Here is a 22,100-nt window from a genome sequence, read left to right as displayed (position 1 = left end):
ATAGGGATGGCTAGTTAAAGTTCGTCCTGCCGAACGGGTGAGAAAATGAAAAAGGTTTACTTGATAGGGTATATGGGATCTGGAAAAAGTGCCATAGGGAAAAGGTTAAGCTTTTCAACAAGGCTTCCATTTTACGATATGGATACTGAAATCGAAAAGAGATTAGGTATGACAATCCCTGAAATATTTGAAAAATACGGTGAAGCTTATTTTCGTGAAAAAGAAACGGAATTTCTGCGTTCATTTCGTAATGAAAATTGTATCATCGCAACAGGCGGTGGCGTGGCGATGAAAAGAGAAAATAGGGAATTAATGCGTAGCACGGGCCTTGTTTTTTACTTAAATGCACCTTTTCGGGATATATGGCGACGCATTTCGACGGATCGTAACAGACCTATTGTTCAACGTTCGACAAGAAGTGAGTTAGAGCAGTTGTATGATGAACGGTTACCGCATTATTTAAAAGCTGCCCATTTCAAAGTTGAAACAGAAAATCGTACACTACGACAAGTTACTGAATACCTTGCATTTCAAATTGGCAGATTAAAAGGGGATATTTGAATAAAAACAAGAATTCTCTATGAATTCTTGTTTTTATTCCTTTTAATCGAAAGAATATTTAATTTACGTAATTAAAGACGAACCTTATTTAGAATTTAAAAACCTTTGTTCGTGTCTGAGCCGTTAATTTAAAAGTATTGCACTTAGTGACATCAAATGTTAAGATATAGGTGAAAGATTAAAAAAGAGCTCATGTAGAAATCAACTGAATAATAGCGAATGATTGTATGGGGAGAGAACGCTTAGGCGTCGCCGAAGGAGCAAATAACGAATGTTGTGAATCTCTCAGGCAAAAAGACTCTTACATGACGCAACTCTGGAGAGTGTCGAAATTATTCGACCACCAACGAGGACAGCCGCAAGGTCAAACTTTCAGGTAAACGGACAGGGATTTCCTTTTGTTACGGGGAATCTCTGTCTATTTTTTTGAAAAACGAGGAGGAATTCACTTTGACGTCAACATTGAAACGCACTGCATTATTTGATAAGTACGCTGAGCATGGTGGTAAAACCATTGATTTTGGTGGTTGGGATTTACCAGTTCAATTTTCAAGTATTAAAGCAGAACATGAGGCTGTTCGTACTAAAGCAGGTTTATTTGATGTTTCACATATGGGCGAAGTACTAGTAAGTGGGAAGGCATCACTTCCATATTTGCAAAAGATTATGACGAATGATGTTTCCAAGTTGAAAGTCGGTCAGGCACAATATACGGCAATGTGTTACGAAAATGGAGGAACAGTGGATGATCTTCTTATCTACAAACGAAGTGAGGACAATTATTTACTCGTTGTAAATGCTTCCAATATTGAAAAAGACCTCGAATGGATGAACAAACATGTAATTGAAGATGTAAAAATTGAGGATGCATCAGCGGACTACGCACTTCTCGCAATTCAAGGACCAGTAGCAGAAAAAGTTCTTCAAAGATTAACGACAGAACCTTTAAATGAAATTGGATTTTTCCGTTTTAAAGAAAATGTTTTAATTTGTGGACAAAATGTTCTTGTATCCAGAACAGGATATACGGGCGAGGATGGATTTGAGTTGTATGCAACACCTGAGGCAATCGTTGTTCTCTGGTCAGCAATCCTGTTAGCGGGAGAGAGTGACGGTGTAATACCAGCGGGTCTTGGTGCTCGCGATACTTTGCGCTTTGAATCAGGACTACCGCTTTACGGTCAAGAATTGTCTAAAGATATTTCACCACTTGAAGCGGGACTAGCTTTTGTTGTGAAATTAAACAAAGATGAGGATTTCATTGGTAAAGAGGTTCTTGCTGCTCAAAAAGAAAACGGTGTGAGTCGTAAACTTGTTGGACTTGAAATGATTGATAATGGAATTCCGCGTACAGGATACACAGTATTGATGGGTGAAGAGGTCATTGGAGAAGTGACTACTGGAACTCAGTCGCCAACACTTCAAAAGAATATTGGGTTTGCACTTATAAATGCTGAACATGCTGAAAAAGGTACAGAAGTTATTGTGCAAGTTCGTAAAAGATTCCTAAAAGCAGTAGTTGTTGCAACGCCATTTTATAAGCGTGAAAAATAAGACTTACAAAAGGGGATTAGTGAACATGAAACATCGTTATATGCCAATGACAGAAACAGACCGCGCTGAAATGCTAAAAGCGATAGGTGTTTCTTCTGTAGATGAACTCTTTGCAGATATTCCGGAAAAAGTTCGCTTTAAGGGCGATTATAATATTAAAAAGGCTAAATCTGAAACTTCATTAACAAAAGAATTGTCAAAATTAGCTTCTAAAAATGCAAACGCGCAGAATTATGCTTCGTTTCTAGGTGCGGGTGTTTACGATCATTACAAACCGATTATTGTGGATCATGTTATTTCAAGATCTGAATTCTACACAGCATATACGCCGTACCAACCAGAAATCTCACAAGGGGAATTGCAAGCGATTTTTGAATTCCAGACAATGATTTGTGAATTGACGGGTATGGATATTACAAATTCATCGATGTATGACGGAGGTACTGCTCTTGCAGAAGCAGGAACACTCTCTGCTGGCCATACACGTAGAAAAAAACTACTTATTTCTGAAACTGTTAATCCGGAGGCGCGGGATGTTGTGCTTTCTTATGCTCGTGGACAATCCATTGAAGTCGTAACAATTCCTCAAAAAGACGGTGTCACTGATCTTGAAAAGTTAGAGGAAATGATGGACGACAATACAGCTGCTGTTCTCGTACAATATCCAAACTTCTTTGGACAGGTGGAAGACATCCAAAAAGTTGGGGAAATAGCACATGCTTCCGGCGGATTATTCGTTGTATCTGCCAATCCTTTAGCTCTAGGAATATTAACGCCTCCTGGTAAATTAGGTGCGGATATTACAGTTGGAGATGCTCAGCCATTTGGTATACCGGAATCATTCGGAGGACCTCATTGTGGTTATTTTTCAGTAACGAAAAAATTGATGCGTAAATTACCGGGTCGACTGACAGGTGAAACAACAGATGAAGATGGACAGCGAGGTTATGTGCTTACACTTCAAGCGCGTGAGCAACATATTCGTCGTGAAAAAGCAACATCTAATATATGTTCAAACCAGGCACTGAATGCTCTTGCAGCTTCTGTTGCAATGACAGCACTTGGAAAAGTGGGAACACAAGAAATGGCTTATCAAAATATCGTGAAAACAAGATATGCAAAAGATGCTTTTACTAAAGCGGGTTTTACTGTTGTATTCGATGGTGCACATTTTAACGAAATTGTTGTAGATTGTAAAATAGCTATAAAAGAGATAAATGATCATTTGTTCACAAAGGGAATTCTTGGTGGATATGATCTTGGACTTAAATATTCAGATTTAGCAAATCATTCATTAATAGCCGTGACAGAACAACGTACAAAAGAAGAAATCGATGCACTCGTACAAGAAATTGCTGCGTTTGTGCAGGAAACGGAGGCTCTCAATGCTTAATGAAAATCAGCCTTTAATTTTTGAACTAACGAAAGAAGGTCGTATTGGTTATAGCCTTCCTGAACTGGATGTACCGGAATTAGATCTTGCTAGCTTATTGCCAGAAAGTTATAAACGTACAGAACCCGCTGAACTTCCAGAAGTTTCTGAGCTGGACATAATGCGTCATTACACAGCATTGTCTAACCGAAATCATGGAATCGACTCAGGTTTTTATCCACTAGGATCGTGTACGATGAAATACAATCCTAAAATTAACGAATCTGTTGCACGTTACCCTGGTTTCGCAAATATTCACCCACTTCAAGATGAGTCAACAGTTCAAGGTGCACTTGAAATGATGTACGATTTACAAGAGCATTTAGCAGAAATTACAGGTATGGATGAAATGACGCTACAGCCAGCTGCAGGTGCACATGGCGAATGGACAGCCCTGATGATGATACGTGCGTTTCACGAATCAAATGGGGATTTCCACCGGACAAAAGTACTTGTACCAGACTCTGCACATGGAACAAATCCTGCATCAGCCACAGTAGCTGGTTATGAAACGGTCACTGTTAAGTCTGATGAGCGTGGATTAGTCGATATTGAGGATCTTAAACGCGTTATCGGAGATGACACTGCAGCTTTAATGCTTACCAACCCGAACACTCTTGGATTATTTGAAGAAGATATACTAGAGATGGCGGCAATTGTTCACGGCGTCGGAGGTAAACTTTACTATGATGGTGCCAATTTGAACGCGGTTATGTCAAAAGCACGACCTGGCGACATGGGCTTTGATGCAGTGCACTTAAACTTACACAAGACATTCACAGGCCCTCACGGAGGCGGTGGACCAGGTTCTGGACCAGTAGGCGTTCATAAGGATTTAATTCCATTCCTACCGTCCCCGGTGCTTGTAAAAAAAGACGACGTGTATACATTCGATTATGATCGCCCACAAACAATGGGGCGCGTAAAACCTTTCTACGGAAACTTTGGTATTTACTTACGTGCATATACGTATATTCGTTCAATGGGTCCTGATGGCTTGAAGGCTGTCACGGAAAACGCAGTTCTGAATGCTAACTATATGATGCGTAGGTTAGAGCCATATTTTGATTTGCCATTTAAGCAACACTGTAAACACGAATTTGTTCTATCGGGTCGTCGTCAGAAAAAACTAGGTGTACGTACTCTTGATATGGCGAAGCGCCTATTAGATTTCGGCTATCATCCACCAACAATATACTTTCCACTAAATGTTGAAGAAGGTATGATGATTGAGCCGACAGAAACAGAATCGAAAGAAACTCTTGATTCATTCATCGATGCGATGATTCAAATTGCTAAAGAAGTTGAAGACAATCCTGAAATTGTACAAAATGCACCACATACAACTGTTATTAAAAGATTAGATGAAACAAAAGCAGCACGCACACCCGTACTTCGATATATTAAACAATAATTTTTTTTGCGAAAAGCGATTACTCGGTTTAAGAGTAATCGCTTTTTCATTCATTATGCAGATTTTATTTCGATACAAATTGTGTTATAATGAAATTAGTATCAGGTGTTAATATTAGGTAATGAGATTTGAAGTAAAATACGAAGAGTTAACTGGAGGTTACTATGGACGATTTGCTTAAAATTAAAGATAAGAACATTGTAATTATGGGTGTGGCTAATGAACGTAGCCTCGCATGGGGTGTAGCACTGTCACTACATAAAGCGGGTGCCAATTTAATTTTTACATATCGAAAAGAACGTTCGATGGAACGGATTAGTAAGCTTTTGGAAGCGAATAGTATAACAGCGAAACTAATTGTCCAATGTGATGTAAATGACGATGGAAGTATCCAGCAAGCTTTTGTTAAAATCGGTAAAGAAGTGGACAGCTTGTATGGTGTTGTGCATTCCCTTGCTTTCGCTCATGCTGAGGATCTGCGTTCAGATTTTGTAGAGACGACGAGAAGCGGTTTTGCATTTGCTCAGGATACAAGTGCTTATTCACTTATTGCTGTGGCAAAAGAAGCGAGACCGTTAATGAAGGACGGGGGCTCTATCGTTACAATGAGTTACCTAGGTGCTCAGCGCGTACTTGATGGGTACAATGTGATGGGTGTTGCTAAGGCATCTCTTGAAGCGAGCGTGAGGTATTTAGCAGCCAACTTAGGCGGAGATAATATTCGTGTGAACGCAATTTCTGCAGGTGCACTGCGTACATTGTCTGCAAAAGGGGTTCCATCGTTTAATACGATTCTTCATAAGGTTGAGGAAACAGCGCCGTTAAAGAGGAATATTACACAAGAAGAAGTGGGTAATATGACACTGGCAATAATGAGTAATCTTTCAAGTGGAGTGACTGGAGAAGTAATATATGTAGATGGTGGATACAATATTATGGGGTGACTTCCTGTTGAATAAATAAAGAGTATGCAGATGAATTACTGCATACTCAATTTATTTAACGATGATTGCGTATGTTACCTACTCTATTATAGGAAACGGGAGTTCCTTTTTTATAAGGAGCTTTTTTATTTGCTTTTTACCTTTCCGGTCCATTGGCGGAATCCACCTTGAAGATGGAAAAGATGAACATAATCTTTTTTCTTCAAAAATAAAGCCGCACGTGCACTTTTTCCACCATTTTGATCATAAAGATAGACCGGTTTGTCGGGTCGTACTTCTTTAAAGCGCTGACGAAATTGAGAATAAGGAATGTTTCTAGCACCTAAAATGTGTCCTGCATCGAAGTCCTTCGGTTCACGAACATCAATGAGCTGTGCTTTTCTATATCCTTCAATGAATTGCTCTTGTGTTAAGTTTGTAACGGCCTTCCTTAAACGTAGAGCTGTGATAACCATGTAGATAATTAGTGCTAACAAAATTCCTACACTTAAATATAAAAAATCCACAACAACTTTCCCCTTTCTCTGTACTATTCTATTATAAGAGATTGGGTGGCACTATTTCAATGATGATGATAAAATGAAATTCGTTATAAGGAGGATTCTAATGAAAAATACTACATGGCACTTTATTAATTCGGGGAAATGCAGTCCATCTTTTAACATGGCACTTGATGAAGCGCTCCTTGAATGGCACAGTAAAGGAGAAATTGGCCCAGTACTCAGGTTCTATGAGTGGGAGCCTGCGACCTTGTCTATTGGCTATTTTCAAAGTGTGACAAAAGAAATTGAAATGGAAGTAGTTGAAAGGCTGGGGCTTGGCTTTGTAAGACGTCCTACGGGTGGTAGAGGCGTTTTACATGAACATGAACTTACATACAGCGTGATTGTTCGAGAAGACTACCCTGACATGCCTGAATCAGTTACAGAAGCTTATCGTGTAATTTCTGGTGGCGTGTTGGATGGGTTTAAAAACCTTGGTCTAGATGCTTATTTTGCAATTCCAAATGATACTAATGAAGCTGCAGATCTAAAAAAACCGAAAACTGCTGTATGTTTCGATACTCCAAGTTGGTACGAACTTGTCGTTGAAGGAAAAAAAGTTGCCGGTAGTGCGCAAACAAGGCAAAAAGGTGTCATTTTGCAACACGGGGCAATTTTGCTTAGCCTTGATGAAGAAAAATTGATTTCTTTGTTTAAGTTTAGCTCTGAAGAACAACGACAACGAATGCGAGTAAGTCTACCTGAAAAAGCGGTCGCGATTGATCGTTTAGCAAATCGAGATATTCCCATCAAAGAATGTATCGAAGCTTTTTCAAAAGGTTTTGAAAGTGCACTTAATATAAAATTAGTTCCTTATGAATTGTCAGTAGAGCAACTTCAATATGTAAATGAAATTGAACAAAGAAAGTATGCAAACGATACATGGACGTTTAAGAAATAAATGATAGAACTTTAGATTCATTTTCTATATAAGAGATACTGAAAATGCCGTTAATAATGGTTTTGTCAAAGATAGTAAAATTGAAATCATTGAACAAGAATTCAATATATAGTATGTTAATCAATAGATAAGGCACAACATATTGTGTTTAATCTGAAAAATTTAAAAAGGAGGATGCGTCGATGGTTATTGTTTCAAAGCATCATCTACCACATTTGAACAAAGAACAATTAAACAAAGATATCGCTAAATTTTCACAAGTGCATCCAATTACAGAACAAATGCATATTGAACACAAAGGCGTTTCTAGACTGGTAATGATTGATAGATATTCATTTAAAGATACTGAGAAAAAAACGTTGAGTGTTGGCGATTTTGTTGTATTGACGGTAAAGGAAGATCCGAAGTTTCCAGCACGTGGACTCGGTTATATTACTGTACTCGATAAAAAGAATGGGACAGCAGAAATTTGGATTGAAACAGATTACCGTTCTGCAATAGATAATCCAGAAGAGCAAGCAACTGGAGTTATTAAAAGGTCAATAGAAGTTGTGGAAAAGCCTCTTGAGGTTTACTACGAACAAATTGCCAAACGGAATGCTACAGGACTCGCATCTGTGGAAACTACAGAAGATCAGCGAAAAGAATCCTTTAATCGTTTTTATGATCAACTGTCACAACTAAACTTCATCCCAGCAGGCCGAGTACTTTATGGTGCTGGCTCAGACACAGACGTAACATTTTTCAACTGTTATGTTATGCCGTTTGTATCCGATTCCCGAGAAGGAATTTCGGATCACCGCAAACAAGTGATGGAAATCATGAGTCGAGGCGGTGGAGTTGGAACGAACGGTTCTACACTACGTCCGCGCAACACTCTTGCAAGAGGCGTCAACGGAAAATCGTCCGGGTCTGTTTCATGGCTTGATGATATTGCGAAATTGACACACCTTGTCGAACAAGGTGGCAGTAGACGCGGGGCGCAGATGATTATGCTAGCGGATTAAATAACATTGCTAGTCCGCGTCGTCCAGACAATGGGCGATTAGAAAACTGGGTGAATTGCGAAAAACTCCTTAGAGACCATTAAGCTACAACGTGACTGGAAACGGTGAGCGTGAATGCTGAAAAATTAATGGTATTGGACAATCCGCAGCCAAGCACCGTATTAGGTGAAGGTTCAACGACTATCGAAAACATTCAACAATCATGAATGTTAGTACAATTCATGACGAATGGAAGTAGAGTAGGGAAGATACAGTTCTTTCCGAAGCGCCCAGCCCCTAACAGATGATGCTGAGGGTGATGATATAGTCTACTCCGTCTGCATACTGCAGAGAAATATCCTGAAAAGGACGGTATTTAGGTGGCATCCTGATATTTTCGAGTTTATTATTTCAAAAATGCAGAATCCGCGGATTCTACGTTATCTTCTGGAACATACGGAAGAAGAATTGATTAAAAAACTCGTAAGTGAAAAACTGAAATTTAAAGCACTCACAATGCAAGAAGAAGCAATGTATCAAGGTATTCTTAATTACCAAACAATACCAGGCCTTGGCGGGTTCAATGAAGCAATCCTAAAAGATGCTGAAACGAAATTACGCGATGGCGGAACGTATTCGGTACATAACGAAGAGTTCCTTACCGGCGCAAACATTTCAATCACGTTAACGGATGACTTCATGAAAGCCGTCGAAGAAGATGCCGATTATCATCTTAGATTCCCAGCAGTTGAACAGTATTCTCCGAAAGAAATGGCTACGTATAATGAAAAGTGGCATGAAGTCGGGGATGTACGAGAGTGGGAAAAACAAGGATTCGGTGTACGTGTTTACCGGACAATTAGAGCCCGCGCATTATGGGATCTCATTAATATTTGTGCAACGTATTCTGCAGAACCAGGTATTTTCTTTATTGATAATGCGAACAAAGAAACAAATGCCAAAGCATACGGCCAGCAAGTCGTAGCTACAAACCCGTGTGGTGGACTTCGCCTCACGTTAAAAATTGCGGGATGAAGCGGGAAAGCTGAGAAGCCAATCCGAACCGAAGGCTGGGGGTAATACTCCAGTCAGGGGCAACGCATACCTGGTGATCCTGTTTTCTATAATAAGAAAGCAGACTATAATCCAGGCACGAGACCGCAACACTACACAATAATTTTATCATAGATATTTCAATATATTCTCATGAGGAGAAAAGATAAATGAACAGGGGATACGCTGGATTTTATAAGAGTTTTTATTTAAGAAGTTCTTATGAATATGCCTATGCTGTTTATTTGGATCACTTCTCCATTCCTTGGAGTTACGAAGATCAAGTTTTTAATATTGATGGAAAAAGTTACAAACCAGACTTTTTCTTTTATGATCAATATGGAAATTTGGAAAAAATAGTTGAAATTAAGTCGAGAAATAAAAAGGCGAAAGAAAAGGCAGTAGATCTATTAAAAACTATTGAAAGAAAACACCAAATCAAAACCGAATTGATCTCCTATGAAGAATTGCTAGACCTTTATTATTCTATGCCAATGTCACTGAACTTCATTATCAATAAATGGATAACTTCTGATAAGACCACAATAAATAAAGCAGCAAAAGGGAGTCTGAATCCCCACTACGGTCTTAGACACTCTAAAGAATCCAAGAAGAAAATCGGTGAACATACTAAAAAGTTGTGGAATAGCGATTCCGAAGCAAAAAAACGGATGGTTACGGGACTACGGAACTCAGGTTTATCACAAAAAGGGAAAATAAAAGTCCCTCGTGAAAATAGAAATTGTAGTCTTTGCTCGGAAGCTTTTATTGTAATGCAGACTTCTACACGTATGTATTGTAGCCGGGAATGTTCAGGTACAGCGGCTATGAAAATCGCAACTGATATATACGTTAAAAAGAGGAAACACATTCATGGTGAAATCAAAAAGTATGTTATTCAATGGACAATAGAAAATAAAGAAATAGTACTTTCTACGCCTTTTAATAAAATTAATTCAACTATTAAACCAATGACAGATGAAATTTTTTACCGGTTTGATGTAAAGGATTTCAGGGTTATTTCCAAAGCGGTTTTCGGTATTGATAAAGGAAGAAAAGAATTGTTGAAATATATGAAGAAGTTATGTAGTGAAAATGTATGCTGAACTTACAGGAAGAAGAACTGTAAGAACTAGAGGATAAAAAGCCTTTAGGATAACAAAATTGGAACAACCATTAGCACCTTATTCGGTTTGTAACCTGGCTGCTGTAAACCTTGCTGAAGTAGCGAATAAAGAAACAAAAACGGTTAATTATGAGAAATTGAAGGAAATTGTACAAGTCGGTGTACGTATGCAAGACAACGTGATCGATGCGACGCCGTATTTCCTTGAAGATAATAAAGTACAAGCCCTCGGTGAACGCCGTGTCGGGCTTGGTGTAATGGGTCTTGCGGATCTTCTGATTTATTGTGAGAACGTGTACGGTTCTGAAGAAGGGAACAAACTCGTTGACAAATTGTTCGAAACAATCGCAACGACAGCGTACCGCGAATCAATCGAACTTGCGAAAGAAAAAGGAAGCTTCCCGTTCCTCATCGGTAAGACAGATGAAGAAACGAAAGCACTCCGCAACGCATTCATTAACACTGGATTCATGAAAAAAATGCCGGAAGATATCCGTGAATCAGTTCTTGAACACGGCATCCGGAATTCCCATTTATTGACAGTTGCTCCTACGGGATCCACTGGAACAATGGTAGGGGTTTCTACCGGATTAGAACCATATTTTTCCTTTTCGTATTACCGAAGTGGACGTCTTGGTAAGTTTATTGAAGTGAAAGCGAAAATTGTAGACGAGTATTTGGAGCGTAATCCAGAAACAGATCCTGATAATTTACCAGGGTGGTTCATTTCATCGATGAGCCTTGCACCTGAAGCGCATGCGGACGTGCAGTGCATCATTCAGCGTTGGATTGATAGTTCCATCTCGAAAACAGTCAACGCACCACGTGGCTATACAGTCAAGCAAGTAGAGAGCGTCTATGAGCGTCTTTATAAAGGCGGAGCAAAAGGCGGTACGGTTTATGTTGATGGAAGCCGTGATTCACAAGTGCTAACGCTTAAAGCAGAAGAAAACGAAATGGATTCAGATTACACAGAAGAAGTAATTGAGAAGCGTCCAATTATGTTGGTTGAAACAATTCAAGATCTTCGTTCAACAAACGTTACAATTGGATCTGAAACAGGAAATACTTGTCCCGTCTGCCGTCAGGGAACTGTGCAGGAAATGGGCGGTTGCAACACTTGTACAAATTGCAATGCGCAATTGAAATGTGGATTATAAAAAAACATTAAAAAAAGACATCCGACTCATTTGAGAAGGATGTCTTTTTTTATTGAACAGCGAGGGGATTTGAATCTGCATCTAAATCTGTTTCAGAATTTGTATTTACTGTAACTTTTAGAGCTGCAACGCCGTATTTTTCAACTTCGATTAACTTTTCAAAAGAAGCAATGGCCACTTCAACTTGTTTGTCATCAGGTTCTTTTGTTGTAAGCAGTTGAAGCCAAAGGCCGGGATATCCTAGATATTTTAATACAGGTACATTTCTAAGTGCGTTTGTTACTTGTAGTACTTCAAACGAAATACCGAGTACAACTGGAATTAGAAGAATTCGATTCACAATACGAAACCAAAAAGGATCCGCAGGTACTAAAAAGTAAACGAACATCCCAACTATTACAGTAAATAACATGAAACTACTACCACAGCGGAAATGAAGTCTAGATTGTGCTTGGACATTTTCTACTGTAAGGGGTAAACCTTGTTCGTATGCATTGATTACTTTATGTTCGGAACCGTGATACTGGAATACTCGTTTAATAAACGGTGTCATCGAAATTAGTGAGATATACGTTATTAATAATATAAGTTTAAAGAAACTTTCTAGTAAAATTTGTGCGGTCTTCTCAGGTGCAACGAAGTAAAACATTTGTGCGAGAAATACCGGGATGAGTGTGAAGATAAATTTACCGAAGATAAAAGAGAGTACACCAACTGCTGCAACACCTAGAATCATTCCTAACTTGGATGTTTCCTCTGGTTCCGTTTCCTCTTCATCTCCGGGCATTACATCATAACGCTCAGTTGAAAAAGTTAAGTGCCTTGAACCGAGGCCGGCAGATTCAAATAGTGCAACAAGGCCACGAATAAATGGAATTTTTTTAAGCTTCATTCGGACTGTGTTCTTTTCTTTAGGTAAATGAAAATAATCAATTGAATCATCTTTTCGTCTAATTGCGGTAATTGTATGATCTTTACCTGCAAACATTACGCCTTCGACGAGTGCTTGACCTCCGTAAACAGGGGATGCTGTTACTTGTTCTTTTTCCATCATTTACCCACACTTTCTTTTCTGTCAGTAATCTACTATATATCTTTCATTGTACTAAATAATCGTATTCTACTCCACAATAATGTTTAAAACTTTCAAAACCGCCCAACACTTACTTAAGGAGGTTGGACAATGTTAAATAAATCACTGATTTCTACATCCATATTCGCCGCACTACTAATGGCATTCGCATTGAAATCCCTACATTTTTTTATGTTTATCAGTTGGTCACCAGTAGGTTGGTCAAAAAAGTGGAATCTTTTTACTGCAGACCATAGGATGCATTACTTTGTCAATTGGATGTTGCTAATTGTAGCACTTACAATATTATTTGCAATTGTATATATACTAACATCATTCCTGTATAAAGTTCCGCCATCCATTTTATCATTAATTATTGGAGTTACTTCCGTTGTCGTTATTGAATGGTTCATTGGAAAACCGGTTTCATTGAAAGAAACGTTTCTGTCAATTTCGCTACCATTTATTGCTATTGTACTAATTGTCCTAAGATTTCTAGTGGGAACTGCTGTATTCATGAAAAGAATTATGATTACTAGTTCGAAATGAGTTGCTACCGAAGGCCGTTATGATAAAATAAGAAAGAAAACTGTGTGAGGAGAAAAGTAGCGGTGAAAATACTCGTTTTGAACGGACCCAATTTGAATCGACTTGGAAAACGTGAGCCTGAAATCTATGGTCATGAAACACTTGAAGATGTGGAGCACAATTTAACGCAGTTTGCGACACAACATAATATGGAAGTTTCATTTTTTCAATCAAACACGGAAGGTTTTCTAATTGATCGAATTCATGAAGCTTCGGATGATGAAACGGATGGAATAATCTTCAATCCAGGTGCGTTTACACATTACAGCATTGCTTTACGTGATGCGATTGCTTCGGTTTCTTTACCGACAATTGAAGTCCATATTTCAAACATACATAACAGGGAGTCGTTTCGACAGGTTTCTGTCATTGCACCAGTTTGTATTGGACAACTAACAGGATTTGGAACAGACGGCTATGAGCTTGCCATGCGCGCCTTCCTCCTCCGTAAAAAAGGAGATTGATGACTTATGAAACTAAATAATTTACGTTCTATTATGAAAGAAGAAGAGATTGATACACTTCTTATTACAAATCCATTCAACCGACGTTATATGACTGGATTTACGGGCTCGGCTGGAGTTGCGCTGATCTCCCTTACAGATGCAGTATTTATTACTGATTTCCGTTATACGGAGCAGGCTGCGAAAGAAATTGAAGGTTTTCGTATCGTCAAACACGAGAAGACGATTATTGAAGAAGTTGCTAACCAAGCTATTCAAATGAAGTGCACTATTCTTGGCTTTGAAAAAGATGATATGTCTTTTGGGCTTTATGAGTCGTATACTAAAGAAATAACAGCCCAAATGAAACCGATGTCAGGACTAGTTGAAAAACTTCGTATGATAAAGAATGATGATGAAATAATGATTCTTAAACAGGCCGCTAAAATTGCGGATGCTACATTCGATCATATTATAAAATTTATACGTCCGGGAATAACAGAACTTGATGTTTCAAATGAACTAGAAATGTTTATGCGCAAACAAGGTGCAACTTCTTCGTCCTTTTCGATAATTGTTGCTTCTGGTGTACGCAGTGCGCTTCCGCACGGAGTTGCTACGAACAAAGTGATAGAATCCGGAGATTTTGTTACAATGGATTATGGAGCGTTGTACGAGGGCTATATTTCAGATATAACACGTACAATATCAGTGGGGCAACCTTCTGATAAATTAAAGGAAATCTATGAAATAACTTTAACTGCACAAGAACTTGCACTAGCAAATATTAAACCAGGAATGACAGGTATCGAAGCGGATGCATTTGCTCGTGACTATATCACGTCTAAAGGATTTGGTGTGGAATTTGGTCATTCAACAGGTCATGGAATAGGTTTAGAAGTTCACGAAGCACCTGGACTTTCATTCCGTTCAAAAACGGTATTGGTACCTAATATGGCTGTCACAGTTGAACCTGGAATATATTTACCTGGAATTGGCGGAGTTCGAATAGAAGATGATATCATCATTACGGAGAATGGTAACGAACGTCTAACATTCTCAACAAAAGAATTACTTATTTTATAATTGGAGGAAAAAACATGATTTCAGTAAATGATTTTAAAACAGGACTTACAATCGAAGTTGACGGTGATATTTGGCGCGTACTAGATTTTCAACATGTTAAACCGGGTAAAGGTGCGGCATTTGTTCGTTCGAAGTTGCGTAACTTGCGTTCGGGGAATATAAATGAAAAAACGTTCCGTGGCGGGGAGAAAGTTGGCCGTGCGCAAATTGATAATCTTAAAATGCAGTATCTATACGCAGATGGGGAAAATCATATATTCATGGATAACACATCTTACGAACAAATTGAAATATCAAGTAAGCAAATTGAACGTGAATTAAAGTTTCTTAAAGAAAATATGGAAGTCCATATTATTCAATATAAAACTGAAATTCTAGGCGTTGAATTGCCGGTTACTGTCGAGTTAGAAGTTACAGCTACTGAGCCAGGCATAAGAGGCGATACTTCAAGTGGAGGCTCTAAACCTGCCACACTTGAAACAGGTTTAACTGTACAAGTTCCGTTCTTCGTAAATCTTGGTGATAAATTAATCATTAATACAAATGAATCTGAATACGTTTCTAGAGCTTAAAAGCTACTTTGTTCATAAAACTTTATTTTAAACACCTTGTAATTCCTTAAATGGGAGCAAGGTGTTTTTTTCATATACAAGAACTATCCTACATAAGATGTTGAAATGGGGGGAGTACCGGATGGAGCTAAATGATTTGTTAAGGATTGCCGGTATAGGCCTAGTCATTGGGATTTTGCACGTTTTTTTTGAACAGACTGGTAAAAAAGAATTTTCATTTTTTCTTTTTTTTATTGCGTATCTGTACATTACTGCAGAAATGCTTCGGTTCCTTAAAATATTCTTTACGGAAATCTCCGAATTCTTTCAATGGTTGTCGATGGCAATCTGATGTTACCTTTATTTCAAATAATTGTCGTCTTTCTTCTTTTGTTAATCATTGCATTTGCTGCACCTAAACTACATCCGCTTTTGTATACATCCATTTTCTTTTTTCTTCTACTATTTTTGTTAACAACACTTATATTTCCATTTGTGAAAACATATGTCGTTATATTTGACATCATACCGGACCCCTTTGTGACTTTGCTAATAGGTAGTGCCGTCCTATTTTATGTATCGGAACTTATTGCGGAGCATCTTGCGGAAGCAGGCTACTCTTCTCTTGCTTCGATGTCCCATTTTGCCGTAAAAATTGCAATCCTAACATTATGGCTTGATCAAACTACAATATTAATAGAAGTTCTATCATCACTCATTAAAAAATGATTGGACGGGTATGTCTATGATTTCATTCATTGAAACAATACTCGGATCCGTATTATCGAGTTTCATTATTATAATTATGGGGGCATTTTTGGCTTTAATCATTAATTTTATTTTCCCTTCCTTTCAAAGATGGACGAGAATGATCTTGTTTTACTTAATTATTACTGTGGCACTCAAACCTGCCTTTGAACACTTGATCCTTATTCGTGATATCGCTAAATCGGTATCTATGATGTTCATCGGCGTCTATCCCGTGCTAACTGCAAGTATGATTGCTTCAGGAGGGGCATTTGGTCTTTTAAACTTTCAACCCGCAATGTTACTGTTTGCGAATGGAGCTGTTGTTCTTGCAGATCGTGTTTTAATTCCTCTTCTTACCGCAACTCTCGTTTTTGATTTAGCTTCACGTTTGTTGCCGGAAATCCCTTTCACGAAAATGGCAGATCTTATTCGAACAACATTACTTGGGGCAGTTTCGGCTTCCGTTGCCGCCTATTCTATTTTTATCACTACTGGCGGAACAATGACTTGGGCATTATCTGGACTTACAAGCGGACCGGTTAAAGAGCTCATTAGCCAAAACATACCACTAATTGGATCCTTTATGACGGATAGCTTGTCAACAATTGGAAAATATTCGTCAGGAGTGAGTATTTTTGCAGGTGGATGGCTCATTACATCCATTTGGACTGTGGCACTTCTTCCATCAATGAAAACATTGATTATAGCTTTTTTTTACAGATGGACTGCTGCATTGATTGAACCATTCGCGCATGAAGATTTAACGGGAATAATTGATGATATTGGTAAGACGTTATTTGTTTTATGTGCAGTCTCATTTTTGCTAGCTTTTGCATTTATTTATACTGCACTTTTTTCAATTATTTTTATAAAACTAATCGTTACTATAAGGTGAGGCGAGAATATGGAAAATTTTTAATTGGGTTAATTTCAATTTCATTATTGTCTTCTTTACTTTTACTCTTATTTCCCGAAAGTTCGGAAGAGCAGTTTTTGCCAATAATAAAAATTGCGATGGGAATTTGGATATTCCGTTATATCTTCTTGATTTTTGGTCATAGCTTGTAATTAAAATGCATAAACTAAAGCATTGATGACAGACAACATAGCTGACTCATTGAATGAAGATGGTGATGAGATGCAAAAACCAAAGAAGAAAATTCATTCCGTTCTCCTCGGGACTCTTATTGTTCTGTTCATCATTTTTATTAATTCCGGTAATTTCGGGAGCGGAGGAGAGAAAGGCAGGATAGAAGAAGAAAGCCGGGAGTACATCGCACTGGAGCAGACATTGAAAATGATGGAAGGAGTCGGTGAGGTTGTAATGTATTTCCATTATGAAAATGGTGAACAGATAAGTCCTCTAACCGATTATTTCTCACTTTCAAACACATCAGCAAAAAAAGAACATGGTTTACAAGGCGTACTTGCTATTGTAGAAGGTGCGGAAGACCCCAGGATTAAAAGAGAATTGCTGAAAATCCTGTCAACCGTTCTCCAGTTACCAGAACACCGAATTGTAATTGCCGAAATGAAAAAAAGGGGGAAAACGGATGAAAGCGAATAAAAGAACAGTATGGTTTCTAACGTTATTAAGTTTAGTTGCGGTAGTCTCAATTTTCTATATTGCAAATGACAATTCAAAAATGCCTTTTGATGGACTCGCTCTTTTTGGAGGTAAAACACCGACTCCGGATGCTGTAGTGGATAAATTAGATGGTACTGATAAACAAACACCTGTTTTTGCTGAAAGTTATTTATACGAAGACATGCGAATGACAGTAAGTAATGAACGAAGCCACTTAATTGAACAGCTTACAATGAAAGTAACTTCAGCCGATTATACAGCGGTGGAGAAAAATGAAGCTTTTGATGAAATGGCTGAGATAACGAAACGAACTTCGGTTGAAGCGTTAATGGAGATGCAAATTATAGCTCTTGGATATTTAGATGCCTTTGTGAAAACAGATTCAGGAGGAGTAAATGTTAAAGTTTTAACGATGGATGGTCAATCAGCGAAACAGGCGGAAGAAATAACTCATCTGGTAATGACAAGTTGGGAAGATGCCCGGAATGTATCTGTGAAATTTGAAACTGGCTCTTGAAGGAAAAGAAGACCCTTTTAAGGGTCTTTTTTCTGTTTTATTACGATTTATTCAAAAAATGGACGTTATCTATTTCAAATTGAGATGAAAACGACTAATATAGAATAGAACTAACTAATAATGTAGTCAGGAGAATCGATCATGTTAAAAATACAGGAAATCAGAGAAATAATTAAATTAATTGATCAATCTTCAATTGAAAAATTCACATTCGAATCTGAAGGAACAAAAATTGTCTTGAAAAAAGGTAATGGAGGAAAACCTGTGCAGGCACCCTTGGTAGAGTCAGCTCCAGTTTCACAACAGGTAATTCCTGTGAATGAAATAGCCCAGTCACAGACCACATCTTTGTTACAACAACAGGAAACCATTACTAACACATCGGTTGAACACTTGAACGAGGCCGATTCATCGTTACACCCAATTACATCACCGATGGTTGGTACATTTTATGCATCATCTTCACCTGAGGCAGATGCTTACGTGCAACCTGGTGATAAAGTGAAGTCTGAATCGATTGTATGCATTGTAGAGGCGATGAAATTGTTTAATGAAATTGAAGCGGAAGTTTCAGGGGAAATCGTTGAGATCCTCGTAAAGGATGGACAGTTAGTTGAATTTGGACAGCCCCTCTTCCTAGTTAAAGCGAATTGAAAGGGGAGAGACAAATGAAGAAAGTGTTAATAGCAAATCGTGGTGAGATTGCGGTTCGAATTATTCGTGCCTGTAAAGAACTTGGTATACAAACTGTCGCTGTGTATTCAGAACCTGATCGTGATGCACTCCATGTTGAACTTGCAGACGAAGCATACTGTATCGGGCCTAGCCTTTCAAAAGATAGTTATCTTAACTTCTCTAATATTATTAGTGTTGCAAATTTAACTGATTGTGATGGTATTCATCCTGGATATGGTTTTCTTGCAGAAAATGCAAGTTTTGCGGAGCTTTGTGAAGAGTGCAATATCGAATTCATCGGACCGACTTCAGATGCTATATCACGTATGGGAACAAAAGATGTAGCCCGAGAAACGATGCGAAAAGCAGGTGTTCCAATCGTTCCGGGTTCTACGGGGATTGTTGCCGATGAAGAGGAAGCGCTTGAAATCGCTGCGAAAATAGGGTTTCCAGTTATTATTAAGGCAACTGCTGGCGGCGGTGGAAAGGGCATTCGTGTAGCTCGTGACAATGATGAGCTCATCAATGGACTTATATTGACCCAAAAAGAAGCAGCAGCAGCTTTTGGTAATCCTGGCGTTTACATCGAAAAATACATTGAAGTCTTCCGTCACGTTGAAATTCAAATATTAGCCGATAAATTTGGCAATACAATTCACTTAGGTGAACGTGATTGTTCAATCCAACGTAGAATGCAGAAACTTGTAGAAGAGAGCCCTTCACCGGCAATCACGCCTGAAATTAGGAAAGAGATGGGTGACGCCGCCGTAAAAGCTGCTGAGGCTGTTAATTACCGTGGAGCGGGTACTGTAGAGTTTATTTTCGATCATATTAATCAAAAGTTTTATTTCATGGAAATGAATACTCGAATTCAGGTGGAACATACGATTACTGAAATGATAACGGGTATCGATTTAATCAAACAACAGTTGAAAATTGCTTCTGGGGAAAGACTGGCTTATAAACAAAAAGATATTAAAATGAATGGATGGTCAATCGAGTGTCGTATTAATGCGGAAAATCCGTCTAAGAATTTCATGCCTTCTCCAGGAACTGTGACAATGTACATGCCACCAGGTGGTTTTGGTGTACGGATCGATTCAGCAATGTACACAGGCTACACAATTCCTCCATTTTATGATTCTATGGTTGCGAAGCTAATTGTACATGCGGATACACGTCAAGAGGCTGTAGCAAGAATGAAACGAGCGCTAGATGAATTTATTATCGAGGGTATCGAAACTACGATTCCATTCCATGCCAATTTAATGGATCACGAAGTATTTAAATCTGGAGATTTCGATACTAATTTTCTGGAAAAATACACAATAATGGACTGAAAGTAACTGTTCAAAGGGGGATAATAAAGATGGCTGAAAAAACGATGCCTTCGTTCGTTGGAACCGCTCCATCCAGTAATGAAGTGCTTGGACGTGTTCAACTTGCTCCTGAAGTTTTAGAAGTAATTATTGGAATTGCGACACTGGAAGTGAAAGGTGTTGCCAACACCACTGGCAGCTTCGCTTCTGGTGTTGCTGAAAAATTTGGTAAAGTAATGCACGGTAAAGGTGTAAGAACAGAATGGTCAGAGGATGGCCTTACTGTGGATGTATACTGTGTTGTTGAATTCGGGTATTCTATACCTGATGTGGCACTTGAGATTCAGAAACAGGCTCGAGATGCCATTTTTCATATGACTTCACTTGATACAAGAGAAGTTAATGTTCATATTACTGGAATTCAGTACGATTTAGAAACAGAGACAGTTTAAGTTGAAAAGCATCGTCCTATTGGATGATGCTTTTCAGCTTAAATATGCTATGATAATGCCTTAGAGATACGTTAGCGGAGGAGAATACACATGAAACGAAGAGAAGCACGTGAAAAGGCAATACAAACACTTTTTCAACTGGAAAATACAGAACTAACTGTAGACGAGGCAATTACTTATATTATAGAAGAACCAGCAAACTCTTTTTACGAAATGCTTGTTCGAGGAACAGTACAAAATCAAGAAGCAATTGATAAATCTCTTACGGGAAATTTGGAAAATTGGTCATTAGATCGTTTGCCGAAAATCGAACGTACGGTTCTTAGACTTGCTGTTTTTGAACTGCTGTTTAACGATGATGTACCGGATAGAGTCGTTTTGAATGAGGCAATTGAATTATGTAAAACATTTGGTGATGAAAAGTCGGGTCGATTTGTTAATGGTGTGTTGTCAAAGTTTACAAAAAATAAGTAAATCAGTTTGGAGGATTCAAAATGAATGCGAAATTAATTAGCGGAACTGCTATAGGTAACGTAATTCGAGAAGAAATTAAAGAGCGTGTACTTAAACTTAAAGAGGGTGGTTGTATACCAGGGTTGGCGGTTATTTTAGTAGGTGACGACCAAGCTTCCCATACATACGTTAGAAATAAAGAGAAATCTACTGTCGCTGTGGGAATGAAATCAGAACTTATTCGATTGCCCGCATCTGTAACAGAAGAGGAATTACTTGAACAGATTAACATGTTAAATCATGATCAAACAATTCATGGCATTCTTGTCCAACTTCCATTGCCAAATCATATTGACGAAAATCTTGTAATTAGAGCAATTGATCCCGATAAAGATGTAGACGGATTTCATCCGATAAATGTAGGTAAAATGATAATTGGTCAACGATCATATCTATCATGCACACCCTATGGAATTATTAAATTACTTGAACGAACTAACACTAAAGTTTCGGGTCAACATGCAGTTATAGTCGGTCGTAGTAATATTGTAGGGAAACCAATGGGACAACTGTTATTACAACGCGATGCGACGGTTACATACTGTCATTCTAAAACAAAGGATTTGGCATCATTTACTAAACAAGCGGATATTTTAATCGTTGCAATGGGTAAAACAAAATTCATAGGTGCTGAGCATGTTAAAGATGGTGCTGTAGTAATTGATGTTGGAATGAACAGAGACGAAAATGGGAAACTATGCGGTGATGTAGATTTTGATGAAGTAAAAGATATCGCTTCGGCCATTACCCCCGTTCCAGGCGGAGTAGGGCCCATGACAATCACAATGCTCCTTAAGAATACACTTCATAGTGCAGAGATGGCTTTTAAATCTGGAAAATGTTGTGAATAGTATTTAGTTTAGCGTAATGTGT

The 22,100-nt window shown here is 38.4% G+C and carries 23 protein-coding genes, 3 pseudogenes and 1 riboswitch; of the genes and pseudogenes, 24 read left to right on the top strand and 2 right to left on the bottom strand.

Annotated elements, in window-relative coordinates; all coding sequences use genetic code 11:
* Positions 1 to 45: 45 nt before the first annotated feature.
* The 5 genes from ACP8HH_RS09735 to ACP8HH_RS09715 all read left to right on the top strand — a co-directional run bounded on the left by ACP8HH_RS09735 (position 46) and on the right by ACP8HH_RS09715 (position 5,905).
* The gene (locus ACP8HH_RS09735; protein ID WP_438310725.1) at positions 46 to 561 is read left to right on the top strand and encodes a shikimate kinase; all 516 of its coding nucleotides are present in this window, start codon (positions 46 to 48) and stop codon (positions 559 to 561) included.
* A gap of 219 nt (positions 562 to 780) precedes the next feature.
* Positions 781 to 872: riboswitch (glycine riboswitch) on the top strand.
* Between the two features lie 139 nt (positions 873 to 1,011).
* Positions 1,012 to 2,115 carry a glycine cleavage system aminomethyltransferase GcvT gene (gcvT, locus tag ACP8HH_RS09730; protein WP_438310723.1) on the top strand — a complete coding sequence of 368 codons (1,104 nt, stop codon included), beginning with the start codon at positions 1,012 to 1,014 and terminating at the stop codon, positions 2,113 to 2,115.
* A 25-nt stretch (positions 2,116 to 2,140) separates the two neighbouring features.
* Positions 2,141 to 3,508 (top strand): aminomethyl-transferring glycine dehydrogenase subunit GcvPA, encoded by a 1,368-nt coding sequence (gene gcvPA / locus ACP8HH_RS09725; RefSeq protein ID WP_438310721.1) that lies wholly within the window; start codon positions 2,141 to 2,143, stop codon positions 3,506 to 3,508.
* On the top strand, positions 3,501 to 4,961 hold the full coding sequence (gene gcvPB, locus ACP8HH_RS09720) for an aminomethyl-transferring glycine dehydrogenase subunit GcvPB (RefSeq protein ID WP_438310718.1): 1,461 nt from the start codon (positions 3,501 to 3,503) through the stop codon (positions 4,959 to 4,961). Before gcvPA ends, gcvPB begins: the two co-directional genes overlap by 8 nt.
* A 164-nt stretch (positions 4,962 to 5,125) precedes the next feature.
* Positions 5,126 to 5,905, top strand: a complete 780-nt coding sequence (locus ACP8HH_RS09715; RefSeq protein WP_438310716.1) for an enoyl-ACP reductase FabI — start codon at positions 5,126 to 5,128, stop codon at positions 5,903 to 5,905.
* Between the two features lie 125 nt (positions 5,906 to 6,030).
* Here ACP8HH_RS09715 and ACP8HH_RS09710 read toward each other — a convergent pair whose 3' ends face one another.
* On the bottom strand, positions 6,031 to 6,360 hold the full coding sequence (locus tag ACP8HH_RS09710) for a rhodanese-like domain-containing protein (RefSeq protein WP_438319112.1): 330 nt from the start codon (positions 6,358 to 6,360) through the stop codon (positions 6,031 to 6,033).
* A gap of 151 nt (positions 6,361 to 6,511) precedes the next feature.
* Between ACP8HH_RS09710 and ACP8HH_RS09705 the strand changes: the two genes are divergently transcribed.
* The 5 genes and pseudogenes from ACP8HH_RS09705 to ACP8HH_RS09685 all read left to right on the top strand — a co-directional run.
* Positions 6,512 to 7,348 (top strand): lipoate--protein ligase family protein, encoded by an 837-nt coding sequence (locus ACP8HH_RS09705; protein ID WP_438310714.1) that lies wholly within the window; start codon positions 6,512 to 6,514, stop codon positions 7,346 to 7,348.
* Positions 7,349 to 7,530: 182 nt separating this feature from the next.
* A pseudogene (locus tag ACP8HH_RS09700) lies at positions 7,531 to 8,349 on the top strand (ribonucleotide reductase N-terminal alpha domain-containing protein); the annotation flags it as partial.
* A 366-nt stretch (positions 8,350 to 8,715) separates the two neighbouring features.
* Positions 8,716 to 9,336 (top strand): annotated as a pseudogene (locus ACP8HH_RS09695) (vitamin B12-dependent ribonucleotide reductase); the annotation flags it as partial.
* Between the two features lie 221 nt (positions 9,337 to 9,557).
* On the top strand, positions 9,558 to 10,493 hold the full coding sequence (locus tag ACP8HH_RS09690) for a restriction endonuclease (RefSeq protein ID WP_438310712.1): 936 nt from the start codon (positions 9,558 to 9,560) through the stop codon (positions 10,491 to 10,493).
* A 61-nt stretch (positions 10,494 to 10,554) separates the two neighbouring features.
* Positions 10,555 to 11,673, top strand: a pseudogene (locus tag ACP8HH_RS09685) (vitamin B12-dependent ribonucleotide reductase); the annotation flags it as partial.
* 49 nt (positions 11,674 to 11,722) lie between these two features.
* On the opposite strand, the gene ACP8HH_RS09680 reads toward ACP8HH_RS09685, so the two are convergent.
* Complete coding sequence (locus ACP8HH_RS09680; RefSeq protein ID WP_438319110.1) at positions 11,723 to 12,724, bottom strand: DUF1385 domain-containing protein; 1,002 nt, start codon at positions 12,722 to 12,724, stop codon at positions 11,723 to 11,725.
* 132 nt (positions 12,725 to 12,856) lie between these two features.
* Here ACP8HH_RS09680 and ACP8HH_RS09675 point away from each other — a divergent pair, with 132 nt between their 5' ends.
* From ACP8HH_RS09675 to folD, 14 genes are all read left to right on the top strand, one after another.
* Entirely contained in the window at positions 12,857 to 13,294 is a 438-nt protein-coding gene (locus ACP8HH_RS09675) for a hypothetical protein (RefSeq protein WP_438310710.1), read from the top strand.
* A 62-nt stretch (positions 13,295 to 13,356) separates the two neighbouring features.
* On the top strand, positions 13,357 to 13,797 hold the full coding sequence (gene aroQ / locus ACP8HH_RS09670; protein ID WP_438310708.1) for a type II 3-dehydroquinate dehydratase: 441 nt from the start codon (positions 13,357 to 13,359) through the stop codon (positions 13,795 to 13,797).
* 6 nt (positions 13,798 to 13,803) lie between these two features.
* Positions 13,804 to 14,862 carry a M24 family metallopeptidase gene (locus tag ACP8HH_RS09665; protein ID WP_438310706.1) on the top strand — a complete coding sequence of 353 codons (1,059 nt, stop codon included), beginning with the start codon at positions 13,804 to 13,806 and terminating at the stop codon, positions 14,860 to 14,862.
* Positions 14,863 to 14,876: 14 nt separating this feature from the next.
* Positions 14,877 to 15,434 carry an elongation factor P gene (gene efp / locus ACP8HH_RS09660; RefSeq protein WP_438310704.1) on the top strand — a complete coding sequence of 186 codons (558 nt, stop codon included), beginning with the start codon at positions 14,877 to 14,879 and terminating at the stop codon, positions 15,432 to 15,434.
* Between the two features lie 121 nt (positions 15,435 to 15,555).
* Positions 15,556 to 15,765 carry a SpoIIIAC/SpoIIIAD family protein gene (locus ACP8HH_RS09655; RefSeq protein WP_381535241.1) on the top strand — a complete coding sequence of 70 codons (210 nt, stop codon included), beginning with the start codon at positions 15,556 to 15,558 and terminating at the stop codon, positions 15,763 to 15,765.
* Complete coding sequence (locus tag ACP8HH_RS09650; protein ID WP_438310700.1) at positions 15,765 to 16,142, top strand: hypothetical protein; 378 nt, start codon at positions 15,765 to 15,767, stop codon at positions 16,140 to 16,142. The genes ACP8HH_RS09655 and ACP8HH_RS09650 overlap by 1 nt, the downstream gene beginning before the upstream one ends.
* Before the next feature lie 10 nt (positions 16,143 to 16,152).
* Positions 16,153 to 17,058, top strand: coding sequence for a stage III sporulation protein AE (locus ACP8HH_RS09645; protein ID WP_438310698.1), 906 nt, complete (start codon positions 16,153 to 16,155; stop codon positions 17,056 to 17,058).
* A 198-nt stretch (positions 17,059 to 17,256) separates the two neighbouring features.
* Complete coding sequence (locus ACP8HH_RS09640; protein ID WP_438310695.1) at positions 17,257 to 17,730, top strand: hypothetical protein; 474 nt, start codon at positions 17,257 to 17,259, stop codon at positions 17,728 to 17,730.
* Positions 17,717 to 18,268, top strand: a complete 552-nt coding sequence (locus ACP8HH_RS09635; protein ID WP_438310693.1) for a SpoIIIAH-like family protein — start codon at positions 17,717 to 17,719, stop codon at positions 18,266 to 18,268. Before ACP8HH_RS09640 ends, ACP8HH_RS09635 begins: the two co-directional genes overlap by 14 nt.
* 141 nt (positions 18,269 to 18,409) lie before the next feature.
* On the top strand, positions 18,410 to 18,922 hold the full coding sequence (accB, locus tag ACP8HH_RS09630; RefSeq protein WP_438310690.1) for an acetyl-CoA carboxylase biotin carboxyl carrier protein: 513 nt from the start codon (positions 18,410 to 18,412) through the stop codon (positions 18,920 to 18,922).
* A 14-nt stretch (positions 18,923 to 18,936) separates the two neighbouring features.
* Positions 18,937 to 20,283 carry an acetyl-CoA carboxylase biotin carboxylase subunit gene (accC, locus tag ACP8HH_RS09625; protein ID WP_438310688.1) on the top strand — a complete coding sequence of 449 codons (1,347 nt, stop codon included), beginning with the start codon at positions 18,937 to 18,939 and terminating at the stop codon, positions 20,281 to 20,283.
* A 29-nt stretch (positions 20,284 to 20,312) separates the two neighbouring features.
* The gene (locus ACP8HH_RS09620; protein ID WP_438310686.1) at positions 20,313 to 20,714 is read left to right on the top strand and encodes an Asp23/Gls24 family envelope stress response protein; all 402 of its coding nucleotides are present in this window, start codon (positions 20,313 to 20,315) and stop codon (positions 20,712 to 20,714) included.
* A 90-nt stretch (positions 20,715 to 20,804) separates the two neighbouring features.
* On the top strand, positions 20,805 to 21,188 hold the full coding sequence (gene nusB / locus ACP8HH_RS09615) for a transcription antitermination factor NusB (RefSeq protein ID WP_438310684.1): 384 nt from the start codon (positions 20,805 to 20,807) through the stop codon (positions 21,186 to 21,188).
* Between the two features lie 20 nt (positions 21,189 to 21,208).
* Complete coding sequence (folD, locus tag ACP8HH_RS09610; RefSeq protein ID WP_438310681.1) at positions 21,209 to 22,078, top strand: bifunctional methylenetetrahydrofolate dehydrogenase/methenyltetrahydrofolate cyclohydrolase FolD; 870 nt, start codon at positions 21,209 to 21,211, stop codon at positions 22,076 to 22,078.
* Positions 22,079 to 22,100 lie beyond the last annotated feature (22 nt).

Origin of the sequence: Sporosarcina sp. FA9, assembly GCF_051550205.1 — a bacterium.
Taxonomy (GTDB): domain Bacteria; phylum Bacillota; class Bacilli; order Bacillales_A; family Planococcaceae; genus Sporosarcina.
This window is presented reverse-complemented; position numbering and strand designations above follow the sequence as displayed.

Coding starts and splice junctions, on each gene's coding strand:
- ACP8HH_RS09735 (WP_438310725.1), top strand. CDS start 46: ATGAAAAAGGTTTACTTGATAGGGTATATGGGATCTGGAAAAAGTGCC.
- gcvPA (WP_438310721.1), top strand. CDS start 2,141: ATGAAACATCGTTATATGCCAATGACAGAAACAGACCGCGCTGAAATG.
- gcvPB (WP_438310718.1), top strand. CDS start 3,501: ATGCTTAATGAAAATCAGCCTTTAATTTTTGAACTAACGAAAGAAGGT.
- ACP8HH_RS09715 (WP_438310716.1), top strand. CDS start 5,126: ATGGACGATTTGCTTAAAATTAAAGATAAGAACATTGTAATTATGGGT.
- ACP8HH_RS09710 (WP_438319112.1), bottom strand. CDS start 6,360: ATGGTTATCACAGCTCTACGTTTAAGGAAGGCCGTTACAAACTTAACA.
- ACP8HH_RS09705 (WP_438310714.1), top strand. CDS start 6,512: ATGAAAAATACTACATGGCACTTTATTAATTCGGGGAAATGCAGTCCA.
- ACP8HH_RS09690 (WP_438310712.1), top strand. CDS start 9,558: ATGAACAGGGGATACGCTGGATTTTATAAGAGTTTTTATTTAAGAAGT.
- ACP8HH_RS09680 (WP_438319110.1), bottom strand. CDS start 12,724: ATGGAAAAAGAACAAGTAACAGCATCCCCTGTTTACGGAGGTCAAGCA.
- ACP8HH_RS09675 (WP_438310710.1), top strand. CDS start 12,857: ATGTTAAATAAATCACTGATTTCTACATCCATATTCGCCGCACTACTA.
- ACP8HH_RS09665 (WP_438310706.1), top strand. CDS start 13,804: ATGAAACTAAATAATTTACGTTCTATTATGAAAGAAGAAGAGATTGAT.
- efp (WP_438310704.1), top strand. CDS start 14,877: ATGATTTCAGTAAATGATTTTAAAACAGGACTTACAATCGAAGTTGAC.
- ACP8HH_RS09655 (WP_381535241.1), top strand. CDS start 15,556: ATGGAGCTAAATGATTTGTTAAGGATTGCCGGTATAGGCCTAGTCATT.
- ACP8HH_RS09650 (WP_438310700.1), top strand. CDS start 15,765: ATGTTACCTTTATTTCAAATAATTGTCGTCTTTCTTCTTTTGTTAATC.
- ACP8HH_RS09645 (WP_438310698.1), top strand. CDS start 16,153: ATGTCTATGATTTCATTCATTGAAACAATACTCGGATCCGTATTATCG.
- ACP8HH_RS09640 (WP_438310695.1), top strand. CDS start 17,257: ATGACAGACAACATAGCTGACTCATTGAATGAAGATGGTGATGAGATG.
- ACP8HH_RS09635 (WP_438310693.1), top strand. CDS start 17,717: ATGAAAGCGAATAAAAGAACAGTATGGTTTCTAACGTTATTAAGTTTA.
- accB (WP_438310690.1), top strand. CDS start 18,410: ATGTTAAAAATACAGGAAATCAGAGAAATAATTAAATTAATTGATCAA.
- accC (WP_438310688.1), top strand. CDS start 18,937: ATGAAGAAAGTGTTAATAGCAAATCGTGGTGAGATTGCGGTTCGAATT.
- ACP8HH_RS09620 (WP_438310686.1), top strand. CDS start 20,313: ATGGCTGAAAAAACGATGCCTTCGTTCGTTGGAACCGCTCCATCCAGT.
- nusB (WP_438310684.1), top strand. CDS start 20,805: ATGAAACGAAGAGAAGCACGTGAAAAGGCAATACAAACACTTTTTCAA.
- folD (WP_438310681.1), top strand. CDS start 21,209: ATGAATGCGAAATTAATTAGCGGAACTGCTATAGGTAACGTAATTCGA.